Genomic DNA, 17,908 nt, shown 5'->3' with positions numbered 1-17,908 from the left:
GCGGCCTACAATGAACCGGACGGGAAAAAGGCGGCCTTCGCTTAATTAAGGCCGTCAAACAATTCTTCTTCCCGGAAAAATCTTGCCAGCTCTACAGCGGCGGATTCACGGCTGTCGGACGCATGGCAGATGTTCATCATGCTGTCTGTTCCGTAATCGCCGCGGATTGTGCCTTTCTCCGCCTTCTGGGAGTTGGTGGGCCCCAGCAGTTCGCGCACGCGCACAATAACGCCGGGCCCCTTCAGGGCGATGGCGATGACCGGAGAACTGGTCATGAAATCAAGCAGCTTCGGGAAAAGCGGTTCTCCGTTGATAACCAGGTCCAGAATGTGGGCGTAATGTTCCCGGAGAACCGGTTCGTCAAGCTGAATCATCTTTATGCCGCGCAGGCGAAACCCTTCGGACAAAAAACGTTTCAGAATGGTGCCGGAAAGGTTTTTCCGCACACAGTCGGGCTTCAGCAGAATCAGCGTTGTTTCTTCTTGAGTGTCTGGCATAAACTTAGCGAAGTTTCAGGATGAAGTGAGGGAATTACACCTTAATCCCCGTCAGGTCAAGGATAATTGCGCAACTGGTCTTTTCCGTCAGGAAAGGAATTCGTCACCAATTCCTCTTATAGGAATCGCACCGGTTCCGCCATCCGGCAAGCCAGCGCGCTTCTCCGCGGTCCGGGGGGCTGTTGTCCACGCGGCGCTGAAGCACCCTTTTGGCCGCTTCCGCGAATTCAACCGCCGCGGGCTGTCCGGGAGAAACAGGCCGCATTTCTTCCAGCACCTGCCTGAGCCCCCAGCCCCTCCCCCCGTACTGTTCCGCCGGATTGGTTCCTTCTCCCTTGAAATTCACGTAGTCAATCAGGGCGTACATGCCGTTGGGCGCCGCCGCCACGGCATAATAGCGGGCCGCCATCTCTTCCGGGCGGCGGGATTGGCTCTTGATACGCTCCAGAGCGGCCACAGACCTGGCAATAATGAAATCCGCCTGCATTTGCAGGGCCGCCGGACTGGACAACCACCGGCGCATTTGTTCAGGAAGACCGCCGCGAACATCCGCCGCTTCAAACTCATCCCTGGTCCGCCACGGAGCCGCACCGGAAAACCATTCCGGAACCCGGCCTCCCTTCCTGCGGCAGAAATGAATGAAAGAAGGGAAACTTTCCTCAAACCTTTCCGTGACTCCGGCTGGGAACCAGATGAAATGTCCGATGCCCAGGGAAGGAAACGCCTCTCCCCGGTTCCAGGAAACCAGCCCCTTTATTGTCCCGGCACATTCGTTTTGCCAGATTTTCCGCGCAATTTTTGCCTTCACTTCTGCCGTATCCGGCGCGGCCTGAACCCAGGAGGGCACGCAGCACGCAAGCATCAGGACGCAGCCTGCCGTTTTTCCATGCATGCAGATACTTTCCTTCCCCAACGCAGACAAGTCAAGCCGCTTCAAATTCCCGTGCCAAAGCCGGCATTTCATGCTACCCTCGCCGCACACGGCATGATTCTGGCGTTCAATAAACCTTACGGTGTTCTCTCCCAATTTACGAAGGAGGCTCCCCACCACCGGACACTGGCCGAATTCGGTTTTCCTCCCGGCGTGTATCCTGTCGGAAGGCTGGATGCGGATTCGGAAGGGCTGCTTCTTCTATCCGATGAGAAGGGCTTGGCGGACCGTCTCCTGAACCCCTCCGGCAGGCATCCCAGAACCTATTGGAGCCAGGTGGAAGGCACTCCTTCCGAAACGGACCTGCGCCCGCTGGAACTCGGTGGCCTCCGCATCCGCGGGCACTGCACGCTGCCTTGCCGGGCACGCCTCATGCGCAGGGAGCCTGACGTGCCGCCCCGCATCCCTCCCGTCCGCTACCGCGCCTCCATTCCCACTTCATGGCTGGAATTGACGCTGGTGGAAGGGAAAAACCGCCAGGTGCGGCGCATGACCGCCGCCATCGGCTTTCCCACGCTCCGGCTTCTGCGCGCCAGAATCGGAAATTTCTCCTTGTCGGGACTGAAACCCGGCTCATGGAAAGAGCTGGATTCCCGCGAACGGAGGCAGCTCATGCCGTAATATAGGCTTGATTCCGGGCAGAAGCCGCCCTTATATGTTTTTCCGCATCAGGATATCCACCTAGACCTTTTTACATGAAAGCCGAACTCGTCGAACAAGCCTCCAAAATCATTTCCGAGCCCCAGATGCTGATCAACGTGGTCTCCCGCCGCGTTGCCCAGCTTAATAATGGCCGCGCTCCGCTGGTACCCACCACGCCCCATATGGGCAACGCGAACATTGCCCTGACGGAGATCATTGAAGGCAAGCTCGTCTATCATGCGGAATCCGGCGACCTCCAGGAAGACAACCAATAACAATACATTCCCTTTATTGCCGTTCCGAACCGGAATTCCGTACGGAATCCTCTCTATCCAGCAAGGCCCCGGTCTCCCAGTCCGGGGCCTTTTCCTCCTTCTCCCCTTCGTGCCATGAGCTCCGACATTTCCACCAACAAAAAAGCCCGCCGGGATTACGAAATTCTGGACACCTACGAATGCGGCATGGAACTCAAGGGCACGGAAGTCAAGTCCATCCGCGCCGGCAAGGTGAACATTGCCGATTCCTTCGCCAGGGTGGAAAACGGCCAGATGCTCCTGTACGGCTGCGACATCCAGCCCTGGGAGACAGCAGGAGAATTCTTCCAGCACCAGGCGCGCCGCCCCCGCCGTCTTCTTCTCCATAAACGGGAAATCTTCAAACTGGAGCAGCAGACTTCCCAGAAAGGCTGCTCCCTGGTGGCTCTCAAGCTGTACTGGAAAAACGGCAAGGTGAAACTGGCTCTTGGCCTGGGCAAGGGCAAAACCCACCGCGACCAACGCTACGATTTGAAAGCCCGCGTGGAAATGCGCGAAGCCCAGCGGGAAGTGGCCCGCATCAACCGCCGGTAAGCCAAACGGCAACCATGCGGTTGCCGTCCGCCTCCTGCCGGAAGCTTTTTCTCTGCCCCTGCCATTTCTTGATAACCGGCATCCGCCCGGGACAAACGGCAGCGCCGCCAAAGGCGGGAAACCAGACACATTCCAGCACCCGGGGAAAAAACGGCCACAGCCGTCCGGAAATGCCCACAGAATTACAACTTCCAATCTACGGGCAATTCCACCTGGCCGCCCTTTTTATCATCATAACGGATGAAACCGTGCTCCGCACCGTACCAGTGCACATCCCTCGTCACCTTCACGTCAAAACAGCAATAACGGGCTATATCCATTAAAAGCTCCGTATTGCCCGTCTGCACGTATTCCGCCCACCATTTGAGAGCCTGGGTGCCCACGGCCGTTTTTGAAGAACCGATGGAGGCGGCCGCCACGGAATCCAGCTTGACGCGCACTCCCCCGCGCTGTTCGATGTCCTTGCACAAATCAAGGTTGTTCGTGATATCAATCATGTTCCACATCGTATAACGCTGCAACACGCCATAGTCGAAATGCTCGTGGTTGTAACCCACCACCAGGTCGGCCTGGGAAAGCTGCCGGATGAGATCATCCACCATTTCCTCGGAATAAATCGTATATTTTCCGGAAGCCGTGGAATAAGTCACGCCCACGGAAAGGCGCATCTCGGCCGTATTGTGCCAGCCGCCCACCTCCGCCGCGGAATGACGGGTTTCCAAATCAAAATACACGATGTCTCTCATCGGGTGAAAACGTACATTATTTGCCACTTTTGGACAAGTCCCACTTGAACGGGAGGCATGTTTGTGATGAGAATAAGCGCATGCAGCCCCGTTTCCACATCGTCATGTTTCATCCGGAAATTCCGCATAATACGGGAGCCGCCGGACGGTTGGCTCTGGCAACGGGTTCCAGGCTCCATCTGATCAAACCTTTGGGGTTCAGCCTGGATGAAAAGCATGTGCGCCGTACGGGGCTGGACTATTGGGCCAAAGTGGATCTGCATGTCTGGGACAGCCTGGAGGAATTGAAGCAGGCGGCAGCCCCCGGAGCGCAATTCTGGTACCTGAGCACCAAGGCGCCACGTTCCCATTGGGATGCGGTTTTTCATGCGGGGGACTATCTGGTTTTTGGACCGGAATCCCGAGGACTGCCGGAAAGCATGCTGAGAGAGCACGCAGATACCGCCCTGACGATTCCGATGCCCGGGGAAGGAGCCCGCAGCCTGAATCTATCCACAGCCGTAGCTGTTGTTCTTTATGAAGGACTGCGCCAGACAGGCATTTGACGAGGCCGCCGCGGCCATCACGGGAAAAAGGGATCTGAAAATGCCTGCCGGCTCTTTTCCGGCATATTTCCTGCGCATCAAATATTTTTCTACGGGAAAGGCATAAAACTCCACCGTAACACGGGCCACCCGGTCAGACGGGTTGCGGGGGACTCCCGCCAGCCCTCCGGAATCACTTGAAAGGGGCCTCTGCAAAAGCGCCATGTGCCCCACTATATGGAAGGCCGGTCAAAAGAACATCAACGTCTAGAACTAACCGCTAATATAGAATCTCCGGAATCCCGCAGCCAAAAGGCTCACCGCCAGTACTACGGAAATCATTTCCCCAGCCAGACGGAACGGGGAGAAGGAAGGAAATGCCCAGGACAATGAACAAACATTACGGAGAAGCGGTAGACACTTACAGAAAAGGCGCCGGAAGCCATATCCGGCGCCTTTCCCGCTCAAAACTTGTCACCGCATGTCTATCGTAGGAACCGGAATGCGGTCCTTGGGCCCCGTGTAAAGAGTCAGCGGCCTGTACAGCGTGTTATCTTCCATTTGTTCCAGCACCTGGGCCACCCAGCCGCTACAGCGGGCAATGGAGAAAATGGCGGTAAACAGCCTGGAGGGAATCCCGATGCTGTAATAAACCGTGGCGGAATAAAAATCCACATTGGCATTCAATCCCTTGCGCTCCCGAACAAGTTTCGCGATGCGTTCCGACATGCGTATCCACTTGGGTTCTCCGATCCGGGAGGCGAGGCGGATGGCCATGCGGCGCAAATGCGGAGCGCGGGGGTCCAGCACGCGGTACACGCGGTGGCCCATGCCCATGATTTTTTCCTTCCGCGCCAGCTTGTCCTCAATGTAAGAGTCCACCCGGTCCTCCGTGCCTATTTCCTTGAGCATTTCAATCACGCCCTCATTGGCGCCGCCATGAAGCGGCCCTTTCAGCGTGCCGATGGCCGCTGTGATGGCGGAATACATATCCGAAAGCGTGGCGATACAGACGCGGGCCGCAAAGGTGGAAGCATTCATGCCGTGGTCTGCGTGCAGAATGTAGGCTACCTCCAGGATATGGGCTTCATCCTGATCCGGTTCCACCCCCTTCAGCAACCACAGGAAATGTTCCGCCTCGCTCAGGTCTTCCCGAACGGGGGGAAGGTCCAGCCCCTGGCACAAACGGTAGTAATACGCCACCATCACGGGAACCTTGGCAATGAGGCTGAGGCCTATTTCCTTCAACTGCCCGGCGTCCTTCGTCCGGTCGTCATACATGCCGAGCATGGAAACAGCCGTCCGGAGGGCGGACATGGGCCGGGCGGACTTGGTGGCCGTTTTAAAGAAATCCAGAATGGGCTGGGGCAGGTCGCGGTCGGAACGGAGGCGCTTCTTGATGCTCTCCAATTCCTCCCGGTTGGGAAGACGCTTGTTGAGAAGCAGATAAACCACTTCTTCAAAACAGCACATCTCCACCAGATCATCAATATCATAGCCCAGATACAACAGACGCCCTTCCTCGCCGCGCACGTCACTCAAAGCGGATTCATTGGCGATGATTCCTTTTAAACCTTTGGGATATGCGAGGCGTTCGGAAAAAGTGTCATTGCTCATGTTAAAAAATGCTACTGGTGGTGAAGATTACCGGTTAAAAGTCTAACAATCTTCCAGAAAGTCAAACCTTAATTACGCCTTCACGGCCCATGCGGGACGTTTGGCGCGGGTGATGTGCGGAGCCCTTATATACAGCGGTTCCGCCGGACTTTCCAGAAGTTCTTCTCTGCGGGCCTCCGTCTGGGCCATCCACGCGACTCCGAGCGCCCCCGCAGAAGGACACACGGGAACAATCCCCGACATTTCCCGGGCGGTCAGATGTTCCTCCGTTTCCGTGGAAAAAACGGGCACGCCTTTTTCCAAACACTCCGCCACGCAGGCGCGGGCCTGCTCCGCGGACAATACTGCCGGCACATCCGTCAGAACGCCGTTTTCCAGCTTCCCCCACGTCCAGCCGCCACGCCGGGCGTCTGACATTACGCAGGCCTTCCCATGCAGCAAATCCAGCCCGTTCCATGAGGAAAAAGCCGCCACGCGGGAACCGTGCACCAGGGAAAGACCGTCCGCCACGGCGAGCGCGACGCGGATTCCGCCGTAAGAGCCCGGACCGGAACCTACCACGATTTCCTTCAAACGCCGCCCTTCCAAAGCATCCAGGACCTGCCGTACCGCTTTGAAAATAGCGGAAGAATGATTGCGCTCCGCTCTCCATGCCGTCTGGCACAGCAGTCTTTCCCCGCACCAAGCCGCAGCGGAAGACTGCACACAGGAAGTTTCCAGAACCAGCAGGACATCTTGCATGCGGCGGATTATACAGGAACATCCAACGCGCATAAAACATTTTTTCCTCCGGTTTCCGGAAGAGGCAAATTTGGTTCGCATTTCTCGCCAAGTCCCTTTATGCTGGCTTCAGACCTCACACCGCATGCCCAAGGCCTCCAGACACACACCGCCGCGCCAGGACTGGCGCCGGTATGCAGAAACCGCCCGGAAACCAAGATCCGCGGCAAGCCTCGGCGACATGATGAGGCAATGCAACCGGGACGCCTGGGACAAGACTTACCGCGCCCAGGTCTCCTCCGAATACTGGGAGGACGAATGCCAGGAATTTTCCTTCATGGACCTCCCGCGCAGAACCCGGTTCACCAGACATGCCGTAGCCACCCTTATCCTGCTCCCGCTGGCCCTGATCACGGCCATGTCCCTGTGCGACCAGCTGGCCCATGCCTCCGGCAGCCTCAATATCCTCTTCTCCATTCCCGTATGGTACGCCCTGATGGGAGCTGCCGTGTGGGTGGTGCTGGGCAGCAGCAGGCTGTTCACGTCCTCCCTGCTGTACCTGTACGTATTGGGGCATGAACTGACGCACGCGCTGGCGGTTATTTGCAGCCGCGGCTCCATCCATGCTTTCAAAGCGGATCTGGACGGAGGTTACATCCAGACGGATAAAAACAACATCTTTATCTCCCTTTCCCCCTATTTCCTGCCTCTCTGGGCCATGCTGTGGGGATTGGTATGGGGTGTAACGTACATCTTCTGGCCTACGGTCACCTGCCAGGCCCTTCTTTATTCCGGCCTGGGCTTCTGGTGGTGCTTCCACCTGTTCTGGACGGCGTGGATCATTCCCAAGGATCAGCCGGACCTGGCGGACAACGGCACCTTTTTCTCTCTGATTCTCGTATATTTTGCCAATCTTCTTCTCTTCCTGGCGCTCTTGCGCCTGTTCAACGCCGTCAGCCTCCACCGCTTTCTGGCGGACTGCATCCACAATGCGGAAAAATTGTGGGACGTTCTCAGGGACCTCGCCATGCTGGCTGCCGGGCTGTTCCTGTAAAAAATATTCTTTTCCTTACACGGAATGATGAACGGCAGAAGGAGAAAAGGAATCCAACCTTTCGATAGAAAGGAGCTTCCATGCATACCACACGCTTGATTATTTTGACGATGGCTTCAGTTTCCCTGATGGGCTGCAATCCCAAGGAAACGGTAAACGCCCTCACTTCCGACCAGAACATTACTCAGAAGATGGCCGTGAGATTCGCGGAAAATATGGTTGGCCTGCCACGCGCCCTGGTCGTTTCAGATGCCAGAAAAGCGGCTCCGGGCGACAAAGTCACCGTCAAGGGAGCAGTGATCGGAGATGACCCCGTCTTTTCAAAGAACATTGCCTCCTTCACCATTGGGGACCCGGCTCAGCTCCTGGTCAATATGAAGGAGAAGGGAGTCTGGGCCTCCGGTACGGTACCGGTGGAAATACGGAAAAACAATACGATGACCGTCCAGTTCGTGGATGAACAGGGGCAGCCCATCAAACACTCCGCCAAAGGCGTGAACGGGCTGAAAGAACAGGACGCCGTCATCATTACCGGAACCATTGATCCCCATTCCACTCCGGAACGTCCGGTGCTGAACATTGAAAGCATCGTGATTGAATAATCCCCCTTCTGCGCCAAACCCTGATTCATGTCGAACGGTTCAGGCGTTTTGCGCCTGAACCGTTTTTCATATCAGAATGCGCGCATGGGATTTGATCCAGCATCATTGGGAATAATAACGTTGGCCGCTACTTCAGCGGCAGCAGGCGCGGCGTCCGCGTCTGCACAGAAAAAAAGCGCGGAAGCCACCAGACAGGCGGCGGATGCCAATGCCGCCACACTCAGGAACGAAGCGGACCTCCAAAAACAGACAGGGATGGAAAATGCCAAACGCATGCAGCAGGACGCTGCGCGCCAAATGGGAGAAGCCCGACTGGACGCCGCCCAATCCTCCCTGCTCCGGGAAGGTTCCGTTCCCATCAGGGAACAGGCTCTGGCGACGCGCCTGCAAACCCGGATTCAGGACGAAGCGGCGGAAGCCATGAGAAACGCCCAATCCCTGTACAACCGCGCCAACATGGAGCAATACATGGGCCGCGCCAATGCGAGAGCCCAGAAAACCTCAGCAATGGGTACCCTGCTCTCCGGATTCGCCCAGGGAGGAAATACCCTCCTCAAATGGTAAAGATCCTGACACGTCCTTGCCTGCCCCGCACATCACCGGGTCACAAGACCAGCATTCTGCCGCTTACCCGCCCCTCCAGGGCAAGCAATTCCCGTTTGGCATCAAGCCCCCCGCCGTAACCTGTCAGTTTCTGATTGCTGCCAATGACGCGGTGACAGGGCACGAAAATGGAGATGGGATTGGTGGCGTTAGCGGACGCTACAGCCCGGACAGCCCTCGGATGATGAATGCGGCGCGCCAGCTCTGCATAGGAAATGGTGGAACCGTAAGGGATGTTCATCAATTCCCCCCAGACTGAATTTTGAAATTCCGATCCCGTAAATACAATGGGTATATCAAAGTCTCTGCGTTCCCCCTGGAAATATTCACGGAGCTGGCTTACCGCCTGTTCAATAACCTCGGAAGTCCCTTCTTCATATTCAGCGTTGAGACGCCGGCAAATGCGGCGGTCTATCGTGCCGCGGCGTTTTTCCCTCGCCCAGTCGCAAATGCAAAGCTTGCCGCCATGGGAGCCAATCATCATTTCTCCAACGGGCGACAGATAACGGATGATGTTAATTGCCTCCATCTTCTTGTCCTTGTCATTGCATAATGCTCTTTCATCCATCCCTTGTACGGCTGGAAAGCATTGCTCCATGCCTGCCCGGTTCATGTCTCAAAGCATCATGTTCCGTCCCAAAGGCTCTTCTCTTATAATCTTTAGCACATTTCCCTGCTGTCTGCAATCTTTCTTCCGCATTTGCTTTTTTTCCAATCGGACATGAATCCCAGGTTATCACGTCCTCCCCGAACGGGCGCCGCTCATCCGGATACCGGCTTTCCCCCTGAATCACCCCAATTCAATCAACCTCCACGAGGCCCCGCAAAAGAGAAGCAAAATCCTCGCGTTTTTAATGCTGATGCAAGGCTCTGAATAATTTTGGGTGGCGTCCCCGGCAGGAATCGAACCTGCATCTAGTCTTTAGGAGAGACCCGTTCTATCCATTGAACTACGGGGACCGTACATGGCCCGTGCGCGACAATAAACGGGAAGTCCTCCGCGCTCAAGCAAAAAGCAGAATGAGTATGCCATGCATCGTGATTTTGAACAGTGTTCACCAGAACGATTTTCCCGGATTTTCACAACTTCCTGTTCTCATTCCGTTCCCCGCTCTTCCCTGGACGGAGACGGTCATTGTTCTGATTGCCTGCCGGAAGCGGCCCAGAATAATGAAATAACCGTCTTCCGCTGCCCCCTTGGGGCCGGAAGGCGCCCCCACTCCCGCAGAGAATCATTCCTGCTGAATATTATCGCCAAAAACAACGGAAAGAAAACAGTTCCCAGAAAGCTCCGTCCAGATGAGCCAATTCCGGGAAAACAGAGGCGAACCGGAACCCTGCATGGGAGCATATCCTCCAGAACGGCCCCCTGGAAAGGGAACAGGCCATACAAAAATCTTGAGCAGGGAGCGGAAGGACCGTAGCGTTGCCGTATCATTCCCGCCATGCTCAACTTCGTTTACGATAACAAAACCACTCTTATTTTCGGAAAAGGCACCCACCATGAAACGGGAACCCTTCTCAAGCCGTTAGGCAAAAAAATCCTGCTCCATTACGGTAGCGGCAGCATCAAACGTTCCGGTCTTTACGATGCCGTCACGGCGTCCCTGAAAGCCGCCGGCGTGGAGTATGAAGAATTGGGAGGCGTTCAGGCGAACCCCACGCTCCCCCTGGTGTATGAGGGCATCCACCTCTGCCGGGAACACGGTCTGGGCCTCGTGCTGGCCGTGGGAGGAGGCAGCGTGATTGACTCTGCCAAAGCGATTGCGCTGGGCGTGCCCTACGAAGGGGACGTATGGGAACTATACCTTTCCAAAAAACAGCCTCAGTCCGACCCTCTGCCCGTCGCCACCGTGCTGACCATTCCCGCCGCAGGCAGCGAGAGCAGCCCGAATACGGTCATCACCAATGAAGAGACCAGAAGAAAACTGGGGTACGGTTCCCCCAAACTGCGCCCCGTATTCAGCATTATCAATCCGGAATTGTTCTTCACGCTCCCGCGCCGCCAGATGGCCAACGGCGTCAGCGACATGATGAGCCACATTTTTGAGCGCTATTTCACCAGAACCCTGCATACGGACCTTTCCGACAGCCTTTGTGAAGCCACCCTGCGCACCATCATGAAAAACGCCCGCATCCTGAACGGGGACCTAAATGATTACAACGCCTGGGCGGAGATTGCGTTTTCCGGCAACATCGCCCACAACAACCTGTTGGGCGTAGGCCGCGAACAGGACTGGGGCTGCCACGCCATGGAACACGAATTGAGCGCACTGTACCATGTGGACCACGGCGCAGGCCTGGCCGTCGTCACCCCGGCGTGGATGAAGTATGTTTCCCCCAAACACCAGGAAATATTCGTGCAATTCGCCGTGAATGTGATGGGTGTGGAAGGTTCTTTCCGGGAACCGGAGGCCATCATCCGGGAAGGCATTTCCCGTCTGGAACGTTTTTACCGGGAATTAGGGCTTCCGACGACTATGGAGGAGCTGGACATCCTTCCCGGGGATTTCCCCCTGATGGCGGAACAGGCCATCAGTGTGCGCGGCTCCGTCGGAAGCCTGGAAAAGCTGGATGTCCGGGACATCCAGGCCATCTACAAACTGGGTTGCAGTAATCTGCAACACGCATGACGAAAGGGGTAAAACATCCATTCATGAAGTTCCCGGCCTTCCAGCGCTCCCGGTGTTGTTAACAGCATTAAGACACTCTCCCTTTTCCCGTAACCCACTTGCAACTTGCCAACGATTTTACTTGGAAGTAGTCTGGCGGAATGAACAGATTCTTTTCCGCTCTTTTTCTGGCGGCAGGATTGCTGGCCTCAGGAATGCCGTCTCCGGTGGACGCCTCCACCCCTCCGCAACAACATGCCCCTGCGGAAGTTAAAAATTCCCCTGTTTCCCCGCAGCAAAGGAAGCAAGCTGTTGAAAACATTGAAAAGCTTCTGGGTAAAAGGCTGTTCAAAAAAGCGGCGGAACAGGCCCTGAAACAACTCCATGAATATGACGACCAATACAGTGGGACAGATCTGCTTCTTTACTGCCAGGCTCTTACCCGTCTCAATGCCCTGGATGATTCCATCAATCTGAATTCCATTTTGCAGGAACAGATGAAGCGTCACGGCGGCAACCCGTATTTCCTGATGGACGCCGCGCTCCTGTACCAGAACGCCTGCCATACGTTCAAACTGGTGGACGGCGCCTATATCCGTGGCGCCGGACCATGGGATGGGGAATATTCCGGAGAAGCAAGGGACCGAGTGGAAACCCTGCGGTGCCTTGTCAAGGCCATGCGGCTGGCGGAAAAGGACAACAACATGAAACTTCTGGGGCAACTGCGCTTCATCACGGCGCAGGCGTTGCTGGTGAAAGGCAGCCGCTACAGTTCCCCTTCCCCCTTCCAGGCTTACGCCGCCCTGGGGAACCTCACCAGCCTGGAGGAACTGCCGGGGTACGTCGCCAGGGAGGAAGCCTCCCCGTTCCGGAACGTCGCCACCGTGCCCGTCGAGGTCAATGCCAAAACGGGGAAGCCGGAAGTCGTCTTTTATCATGCCTCTTCCTCCTGGGAGACGGCTAAAAACGACGGAGAACGCATGCGCTGGCTGCTGGACGCCGCCATTCAGGCGAATCCGGAACTGGCCAACCAGGTCAATTATTTCACCGCATCCTGGTGCCGCCGGCTGTTCTCTTATGCCAATACGGCGCCGGATCAGGAATTCGTGTACGGTCCCGGCAATGCGGGCATGGTGGCGGGCGTCAACCCGGCGGAATTAAAAACGAACCAGACCGTCGTTAAAACCGACCGGACGGGCAACGGTAAATTCCTGCTCGCCACCCTTCCCCCGGATTATGATTTCATCCGGATTGCTTCCGCCGTCCGGATAACTCCGGAGCCGGATGATTACGTCAATGCCGCCCATCTGGCAGCGGATGAGTTCCTGGCCCGCAACCAGAGGCCCGCCGCCGCGCAGTTATTAAGAAAAGCCCTTCAGAACTGGAACGCGCAATCCTGGGACAAGAAAGACAGGAAGGAATTTCTGAACGTGGCGGACAACCTGAAGAAACGCATCGCCTCCATCACGAAACCTAACGGGACATTTGATACGGATAAAAGGACACTGCTGGCAGGAGAATCGGTGACCGTCTCCTTCTCCTACCGCAACGCCTCCCGGGCTTGCGTAGCGGTCCGCCCCGTAGATATGAAGCGGTGGCAGGAGGAGCGCATGGACAAGATCCAGACCTCCAAAACGCTGGAAAAAGCTTACAGAAACGGGTATTCCAATCTGGGAAACCTGCTCTCCAACCTGCTGCATGACTCATCCTGTGCCCGCTATCTGGGGGAGGAAATCAAGGGGGAAGAAATAGCCCTGACTCCCGGGGACCGGCACCTGAACTACATCGCCCATATTCCCGTTCCCACCCGCAAGCCCGGCTGGTATCTGCTTACCGTCACCCTGGAAAATGGCTACCGATTCCATCGCTTTCTCACTCTGTCGGACATGGTGCTGGTACGCCGTTCCGTTCCGGAAGGCAATCTCTGGTTCCTGGCGGACGCCGGAACGGGAATGCCCGTGGAAGGAGGCAGCTTGCGGTTCCTACGCTACCGGCAGGATAAAACGCTCCAAAAACGCCAGGTAAAAGGGATCACGGACAAGGACGGAGCCATGGTGGAAACAATACCTCCCCGCGATTCCAGAGAACCCTCTTACAACATGTTCCTGGGCATCGCTTCCAAGGGGGAAAGTTATGTGCTGGCGGGAATATCTGACTACGGCTGGGAATCCGGCAATTACCTCATGGATACGGCCAACAAGGCCTCCGACTCCTATTCCTGCTTTTTCCTGGAAAGCCAGCCCGTGTACCGCCCCGGACAGACGGCCCGTTTCAAAGGCGTCCTCTTCCGCCCGGACATCGCGAATCCCGGAACAAAAGACTGCGCCGGGAAAAAACTGACGCTGACCATTGCCTCCCCAACAGGGGATGAAAGCATTTTCCCGCCAAAAACCGTTACGACGGATTCCACAGGCAGCTTTGAACTGGAACTGCTTATTCCCGCGGGAGCTCCGCTGGGCCAGTACGGAGCCAAGCTGAAACTGCATGACTCCGCAGACCCGGATTTCCGGCTGTATGCCCCCCTTTTCCGGATGGAAGAGTATAAAAAGCCGGAATTTTCCGTCAGAATGGATGCCCCCGCCAAACCAGTCCGGCTGGGTCAGCCCATTCCCGTCGCCATTCAGGCGGATTATTACGCGGGCGGCCCCGTAAGCGAGGGAAAAGCAACCATCACGATTACCCGGACGCTGGGAGCGGATGTCTGGACGCCTTACTGGAAATGGAGCTGGCTGTACGACAGGTCTTTCAGCCCGTACAGCATTCCCTTTTTCCCGGATGCGCCTCTGACTGTCCTGGAAAAGACGGTTCCGCTGAACAAAGACGGAAAAGCATCCGTAGAATTATCCACAGCGCAGGATGCCCGGGATTTCCCCTCCAGCAACATCACCTACCGCGTTTCCGTCAGCGTGACGGACGCCTCCCTGCGGGAAGTTGCCGCTTCCGGACAGGTCATTGCCACGTTCCGTCCGTTCAATATCTTCACCACCCTGAATCGCGGCTATGCCCCCGCCGGAACGCCGGTTCAGGCATCCATTACCGCAGCCACGGCGGATGGCGCCAAAATTGCCCATGCCAGGGGAACCTGCGTCCTGCGGCATATCCGTGCGGACGGCAAACGGGAAACTCTGGAAACCTGGAACATAGCCACCGGAAAAGATGGGGAAGCCTCCCTGTCCTTCCAGACCGGGGAATCCGGCCTGTATGCCCTTTCCACAACCCTGGAGGACGGGCACGACAACAGGGTGGAAGAGACCTTCCAGTTCCTTTCCTACGGCAAGGGCAAACAGAATCCTTTTAAAATCAATCCCCTTTCCATCACTCCGGACAAAAAGGAATACGCTCCGGGAGATACGGCCAGGCTGCTCGTCACCTCTGATTATCCGGACGCCCGCGTCTGGACCTTCCTGCGAAACTCCTGGAAAAACGAATCCCGCAGCCTGGTTCCCCTGGACCGGCAGACAGCCCTTGTGGAATGCCGCCTGACCCGGGAAGACATGCCCAATATGGGCGTCAACGCCTTCACCGTCAGAAACGGAGAACTTCATACGACTTCCGCCGAACTGCTGATTCCGCCCTCCGGGCAGATTCTGGAACCTGCCGTCACGCCGGGCAAATCCCAATACCGGCCCGGTGAACAAGGCAACGTCAGCATTCAGGTCAAGGGGCCGGACGGCACCCCCGTCAGAAACGGCGTCGTCGCCCTGGCCATTTATGACAAGGCTCTGGAATACATTGCGCGCCCCAATATTACGGACATTGCCAAAACCGTATGGGGCAGCCTGAACGAAACCGGCTTCCTCAGCCTGAAAAAAATGACGGCTTCCGGAACGCAGCAGGACCGCGGTCCGGACCAGCCCTATTTCCAATCCCTGCTCTACAAAAATTACGGCCCTATGGTGAGAAAGGCCAAAGGAACCGTCAACGGCTTTGCGGAGGCAGAACTCGATTCCGGCGCTGATGCCGCCGCAAGCCGCGTATTGGCTACAGGAGCGGCAGCCCCCGCCGCCGCTCCGGCCATGGCTATGGCAGTGGACAAGGAAGGCGCAAAAAGTGATTCCCATGCAGCCGAACAGGGAAATGCGGACGTACAGGAAAACGGTTCCCCGCATATTCAACTGCGCACCCATTTTGCGGACTGCATCAAGTGGTGCGGCACGCTCAAAACGGATGAAGAAGGAAACGTTGCCGTCCCTGTGGAAATGCCGGACAATCTGACCACATGGAAAGCCTCAGCCTGGGTCATCACCCCCGGATTGCAGGTGGGGCAGGCTTCCGCGGAATTCCTGACCACGAAGGACTTCATGGTCAGCATGCAAGCCCCGCGCTTCTTTGTGGAAAAAGATGTCGTGATGCTCAGCGCCCTGATCCGCAACCGGACGGACAAAAACATCCGCGCCCGCGTTTCCATTTCCCTGAAAAACGGTTGCCTGGAACTTCTCCCGGCTGACGCTCCGGCCGTGAAGGGGCTTTCCGCAGATTCGGACAATTCAGCCGCGCGGGAAGTGGACGTTCCCGCCCAGGGGCAGACGGTCGTCAACTGGTGGACCTCCGCCGTCAGGGAGGGAACCGCCGCCGTCGCCATGGAAGCGGCGGCAGGCTCTACCGGAGACGCCATGCAGATGAACTTTCCCGTACTGGTGCACGGCATGAAGCAGCTCCATGCGGAAAGCGCCGCAGTGCTCTCCGGAGAACAGGAAAAGACGCTCTCCATTTCCCTGCCGCAGCAGCGGCGCAGGGAGGAAAGCGAACTGGTCGTCAAGGTCTCCCCCAGCATCGCCCTCAGCATGGTGGAAGCGCTGCCTTATCTGGCGGAATACCCCTACGGCTGCGTGGAACAGACGCTCAACCGTTTCCTGCCTGCTCTCGTCGTCATGGACACGCTCAAGCAGCTCGGCCTGAATCCCGGAGCGGCGCTGACAAGCCATCGCAATCTGAATCCCCGGGACATTAGGGACAAGGCCTTCCATGACAGCGTCATGAAGAAGCTGGAACGCAACCCCGTTTATGATGAAGCCGCGCTGAAGAAGATGGCCGCCAGGGGAATCTCCTCCCTCCGGGAGAAACAGCTCTCCAACGGTTCCTGGGGATGGTTCGGAGGAGCCAGCGAAGGGGACCCCGTCATGACGGCCCATGTGGCGCACGGCCTGAAGATTGCTTCAAACACGGTCAATGTCCCGGAGGGGATGCTTTCCAAAGCCGTCCGCTGGCTGAAAAACTATCAGGAACGCCAGACAGCTCTTCTTGAAAAAGGAGACGAATACCGGAAACTGGAACAACTGCCGGACGAACCGAAAAAGAAGGAAGCCATCCGCAAGCTGGGGGATTACCGCCTGATGGCCTCCGCGACGGACGCCCTGGTTTACTCCGTCCTGGCGGAATGCGGCGTCAAAAACCTTCCCATGGAACGCTGCCTGTTCCGCGACAGGCTGGAACTTCCCGTCATCAGCCAGATTCAACTGGCGGAAATCCTGCTGGACGCCCACCGCATGGACGACTTCAAGAAGGTAATGCCCATCATTTCCCAGTTCCTCCAGCAGGACGACTCCCTGCAAACCGCCTGGCTGCGCCTTCCCAATGAAGGCTACTGGTGGCGGTGGTACGGCAGCGGCACGGCCACGCAGGCGGCCTACCTGAAACTGATGGCCAAGAGCGACCCCGGCAATCCCGTCACGGCGCGCCTGGCAAAATGGCTGCTCGACAACCGCGCCAACGGTTCCTACTGGGACTCCACCAAAGATACGGCGGATTGTCTGGAAGCCTTGTCCGCCTATCTTCTCCAGACTAGGGAAGGCATGGAGGACATGGAAGCGGAAATCCTGTACGACGGCGTTCCGGTTAAAACGGTTTCCAGCACGAAAGAAACCCTGTTCACCTTTGACAACGCCTTCCGCATGCGCGGGAAAGACCTGACGGACGGCAGCCATGTCATCACCATCCGCAGGAAAAAGGGCAGAGGGAACATTTATGCCCATTCCACCCTCAGCTACTTCTCCCTGGAAGATCCCATTCCCGCCGCGGGGAATGCCGTCACCGTGGAACGCTCCTACTACCGCATCCGGAAGGAAACGGTGAAAGACGGTTCCGTGAAGGACACCCAGACGGATGCAGGGGAGCTCGTCTCCCAGGGCAGAGACCTGACACGGCGCACGCTGTTGAAAAACGGGGACGTCATCGCCAGCGGCGACATCATTGAAGTGGTGATGACCGTGAAAACGAAGAACGACGTGGAATACCTCATGCTCCGGGACCCCAAGCCCGCAGGCTGCGAATCCCGGGAAACCGCCAGCGGCTACACCCGGCTGGGAACCGTTTCCGGCTACAGGGAAATAGGGGATGAAGAAATACGCCTCTTCCTTTCCTCCCTGCCCATGGGCCAGTACCAGATCAGCCACCGCCTGCGCGCGGAACGTCCGGGACGCTTCAGCGCCCTTCCGGCCGTCATTGAGGCCATGTACGCCCCGGAACTCCGCGGCAACAGCCGGGAACACAAAATCGGCATTTCCATGCCATAA

Annotated in this window: 15 protein-coding genes and 1 tRNA gene; 9 read left to right on the top strand and 7 right to left on the bottom strand. The window is 57.0% G+C overall.

The window, feature by feature from the left end:
* Positions 1-41 precede the first annotated feature (41 nt).
* Together CI070_RS10790 and CI070_RS10785 are read right to left on the bottom strand one after the other, a co-directional pair.
* Entirely contained in the window at positions 42-497 is a 456-nt protein-coding gene (locus CI070_RS10790; RefSeq protein ID WP_094135860.1) for a nucleoside-diphosphate kinase, read from the bottom strand.
* A 103-nt stretch (positions 498-600) separates the two neighbouring features.
* Positions 601-1,389, bottom strand: coding sequence for a hypothetical protein (locus tag CI070_RS10785; protein WP_256943524.1), 789 nt, complete (start codon positions 1,387-1,389; stop codon positions 601-603).
* Between the two features lie 93 nt (positions 1,390-1,482).
* Between CI070_RS10785 and CI070_RS10780 the strand changes: the two genes are divergently transcribed.
* The 3 genes from CI070_RS10780 to smpB all read left to right on the top strand — a co-directional run bounded on the left by CI070_RS10780 (position 1,483) and on the right by smpB (position 2,918).
* Positions 1,483-2,049 carry a pseudouridine synthase gene (locus CI070_RS10780; protein ID WP_179218332.1) on the top strand — a complete coding sequence of 189 codons (567 nt, stop codon included), beginning with the start codon at positions 1,483-1,485 and terminating at the stop codon, positions 2,047-2,049.
* A 74-nt stretch (positions 2,050-2,123) separates the two neighbouring features.
* A complete protein-coding gene (locus CI070_RS10775) occupies positions 2,124-2,345 on the top strand; it encodes a DNA-directed RNA polymerase subunit omega (protein ID WP_094135859.1) in 222 nt (73 codons plus the stop codon).
* Between the two features lie 114 nt (positions 2,346-2,459).
* Positions 2,460-2,918, top strand: a complete 459-nt coding sequence (gene smpB, locus CI070_RS10770) for an SsrA-binding protein SmpB (RefSeq protein WP_012420611.1) — start codon at positions 2,460-2,462, stop codon at positions 2,916-2,918.
* Positions 2,919-3,100: 182 nt separating this feature from the next.
* Here the strand turns inward: smpB and CI070_RS10760 are convergent, their stop codons facing one another.
* Complete coding sequence (locus tag CI070_RS10760; RefSeq protein ID WP_022198735.1) at positions 3,101-3,664, bottom strand: ribonuclease H-like domain-containing protein; 564 nt, start codon at positions 3,662-3,664, stop codon at positions 3,101-3,103.
* 80 nt (positions 3,665-3,744) lie between these two features.
* Between CI070_RS10760 and CI070_RS10755 the strand changes: the two genes are divergently transcribed.
* Complete coding sequence (locus CI070_RS10755) at positions 3,745-4,209, top strand: tRNA (cytidine(34)-2'-O)-methyltransferase (protein WP_012420609.1); 465 nt, start codon at positions 3,745-3,747, stop codon at positions 4,207-4,209.
* A gap of 453 nt (positions 4,210-4,662) precedes the next feature.
* Here the strand turns inward: CI070_RS10755 and CI070_RS10750 are convergent, their stop codons facing one another.
* Positions 4,663-5,805, bottom strand: coding sequence for a citrate/2-methylcitrate synthase (locus tag CI070_RS10750; RefSeq protein WP_094135857.1), 1,143 nt, complete (start codon positions 5,803-5,805; stop codon positions 4,663-4,665).
* Between the two features lie 72 nt (positions 5,806-5,877).
* Positions 5,878-6,546, bottom strand: a complete 669-nt coding sequence (gene tsaB, locus CI070_RS10745; RefSeq protein ID WP_179218328.1) for a tRNA (adenosine(37)-N6)-threonylcarbamoyltransferase complex dimerization subunit type 1 TsaB — start codon at positions 6,544-6,546, stop codon at positions 5,878-5,880.
* A gap of 124 nt (positions 6,547-6,670) precedes the next feature.
* Here tsaB and CI070_RS10740 point away from each other — a divergent pair, with 124 nt between their 5' ends.
* The 3 genes from CI070_RS10740 to CI070_RS10730 all read left to right on the top strand — a co-directional run bounded on the left by CI070_RS10740 (position 6,671) and on the right by CI070_RS10730 (position 8,745).
* On the top strand, positions 6,671-7,579 hold the full coding sequence (locus CI070_RS10740) for a hypothetical protein (protein ID WP_143246913.1): 909 nt from the start codon (positions 6,671-6,673) through the stop codon (positions 7,577-7,579).
* Positions 7,580-7,659: 80 nt separating this feature from the next.
* Positions 7,660-8,181, top strand: coding sequence for a hypothetical protein (locus CI070_RS10735; protein ID WP_094135854.1), 522 nt, complete (start codon positions 7,660-7,662; stop codon positions 8,179-8,181).
* Between the two features lie 120 nt (positions 8,182-8,301).
* On the top strand, positions 8,302-8,745 hold the full coding sequence (locus CI070_RS10730) for a hypothetical protein (protein ID WP_143245538.1): 444 nt from the start codon (positions 8,302-8,304) through the stop codon (positions 8,743-8,745).
* A gap of 40 nt (positions 8,746-8,785) precedes the next feature.
* On the opposite strand, the gene CI070_RS14235 is transcribed toward CI070_RS10730, so the two are convergent.
* Complete coding sequence (locus CI070_RS14235) at positions 8,786-9,313, bottom strand: methylated-DNA--[protein]-cysteine S-methyltransferase (RefSeq protein WP_094135881.1); 528 nt, start codon at positions 9,311-9,313, stop codon at positions 8,786-8,788.
* Between the two features lie 356 nt (positions 9,314-9,669).
* Positions 9,670-9,744, bottom strand: a tRNA-Arg gene (locus CI070_RS10720).
* A 485-nt stretch (positions 9,745-10,229) separates the two neighbouring features.
* On the opposite strand from CI070_RS10720, the gene CI070_RS10710 reads away from it, so the two are divergent.
* On the top strand, positions 10,230-11,417 hold the full coding sequence (locus tag CI070_RS10710; RefSeq protein WP_094135851.1) for an iron-containing alcohol dehydrogenase: 1,188 nt from the start codon (positions 10,230-10,232) through the stop codon (positions 11,415-11,417).
* Positions 11,418-11,557: 140 nt separating this feature from the next.
* Positions 11,558-17,908, top strand: a complete 6,351-nt coding sequence (locus CI070_RS10705; RefSeq protein ID WP_094135850.1) for an alpha-2-macroglobulin family protein — start codon at positions 11,558-11,560, stop codon at positions 17,906-17,908.

This window comes from Akkermansia muciniphila, from assembly GCF_900184965.1.
GTDB classification, from domain to species: Bacteria; Verrucomicrobiota; Verrucomicrobiia; order Verrucomicrobiales; family Akkermansiaceae; genus Akkermansia; species Akkermansia muciniphila_A.
The sequence above is the reverse complement of the archived record's forward strand: the minus strand, read 5'-3'. Positions and strand labels throughout refer to the sequence as shown.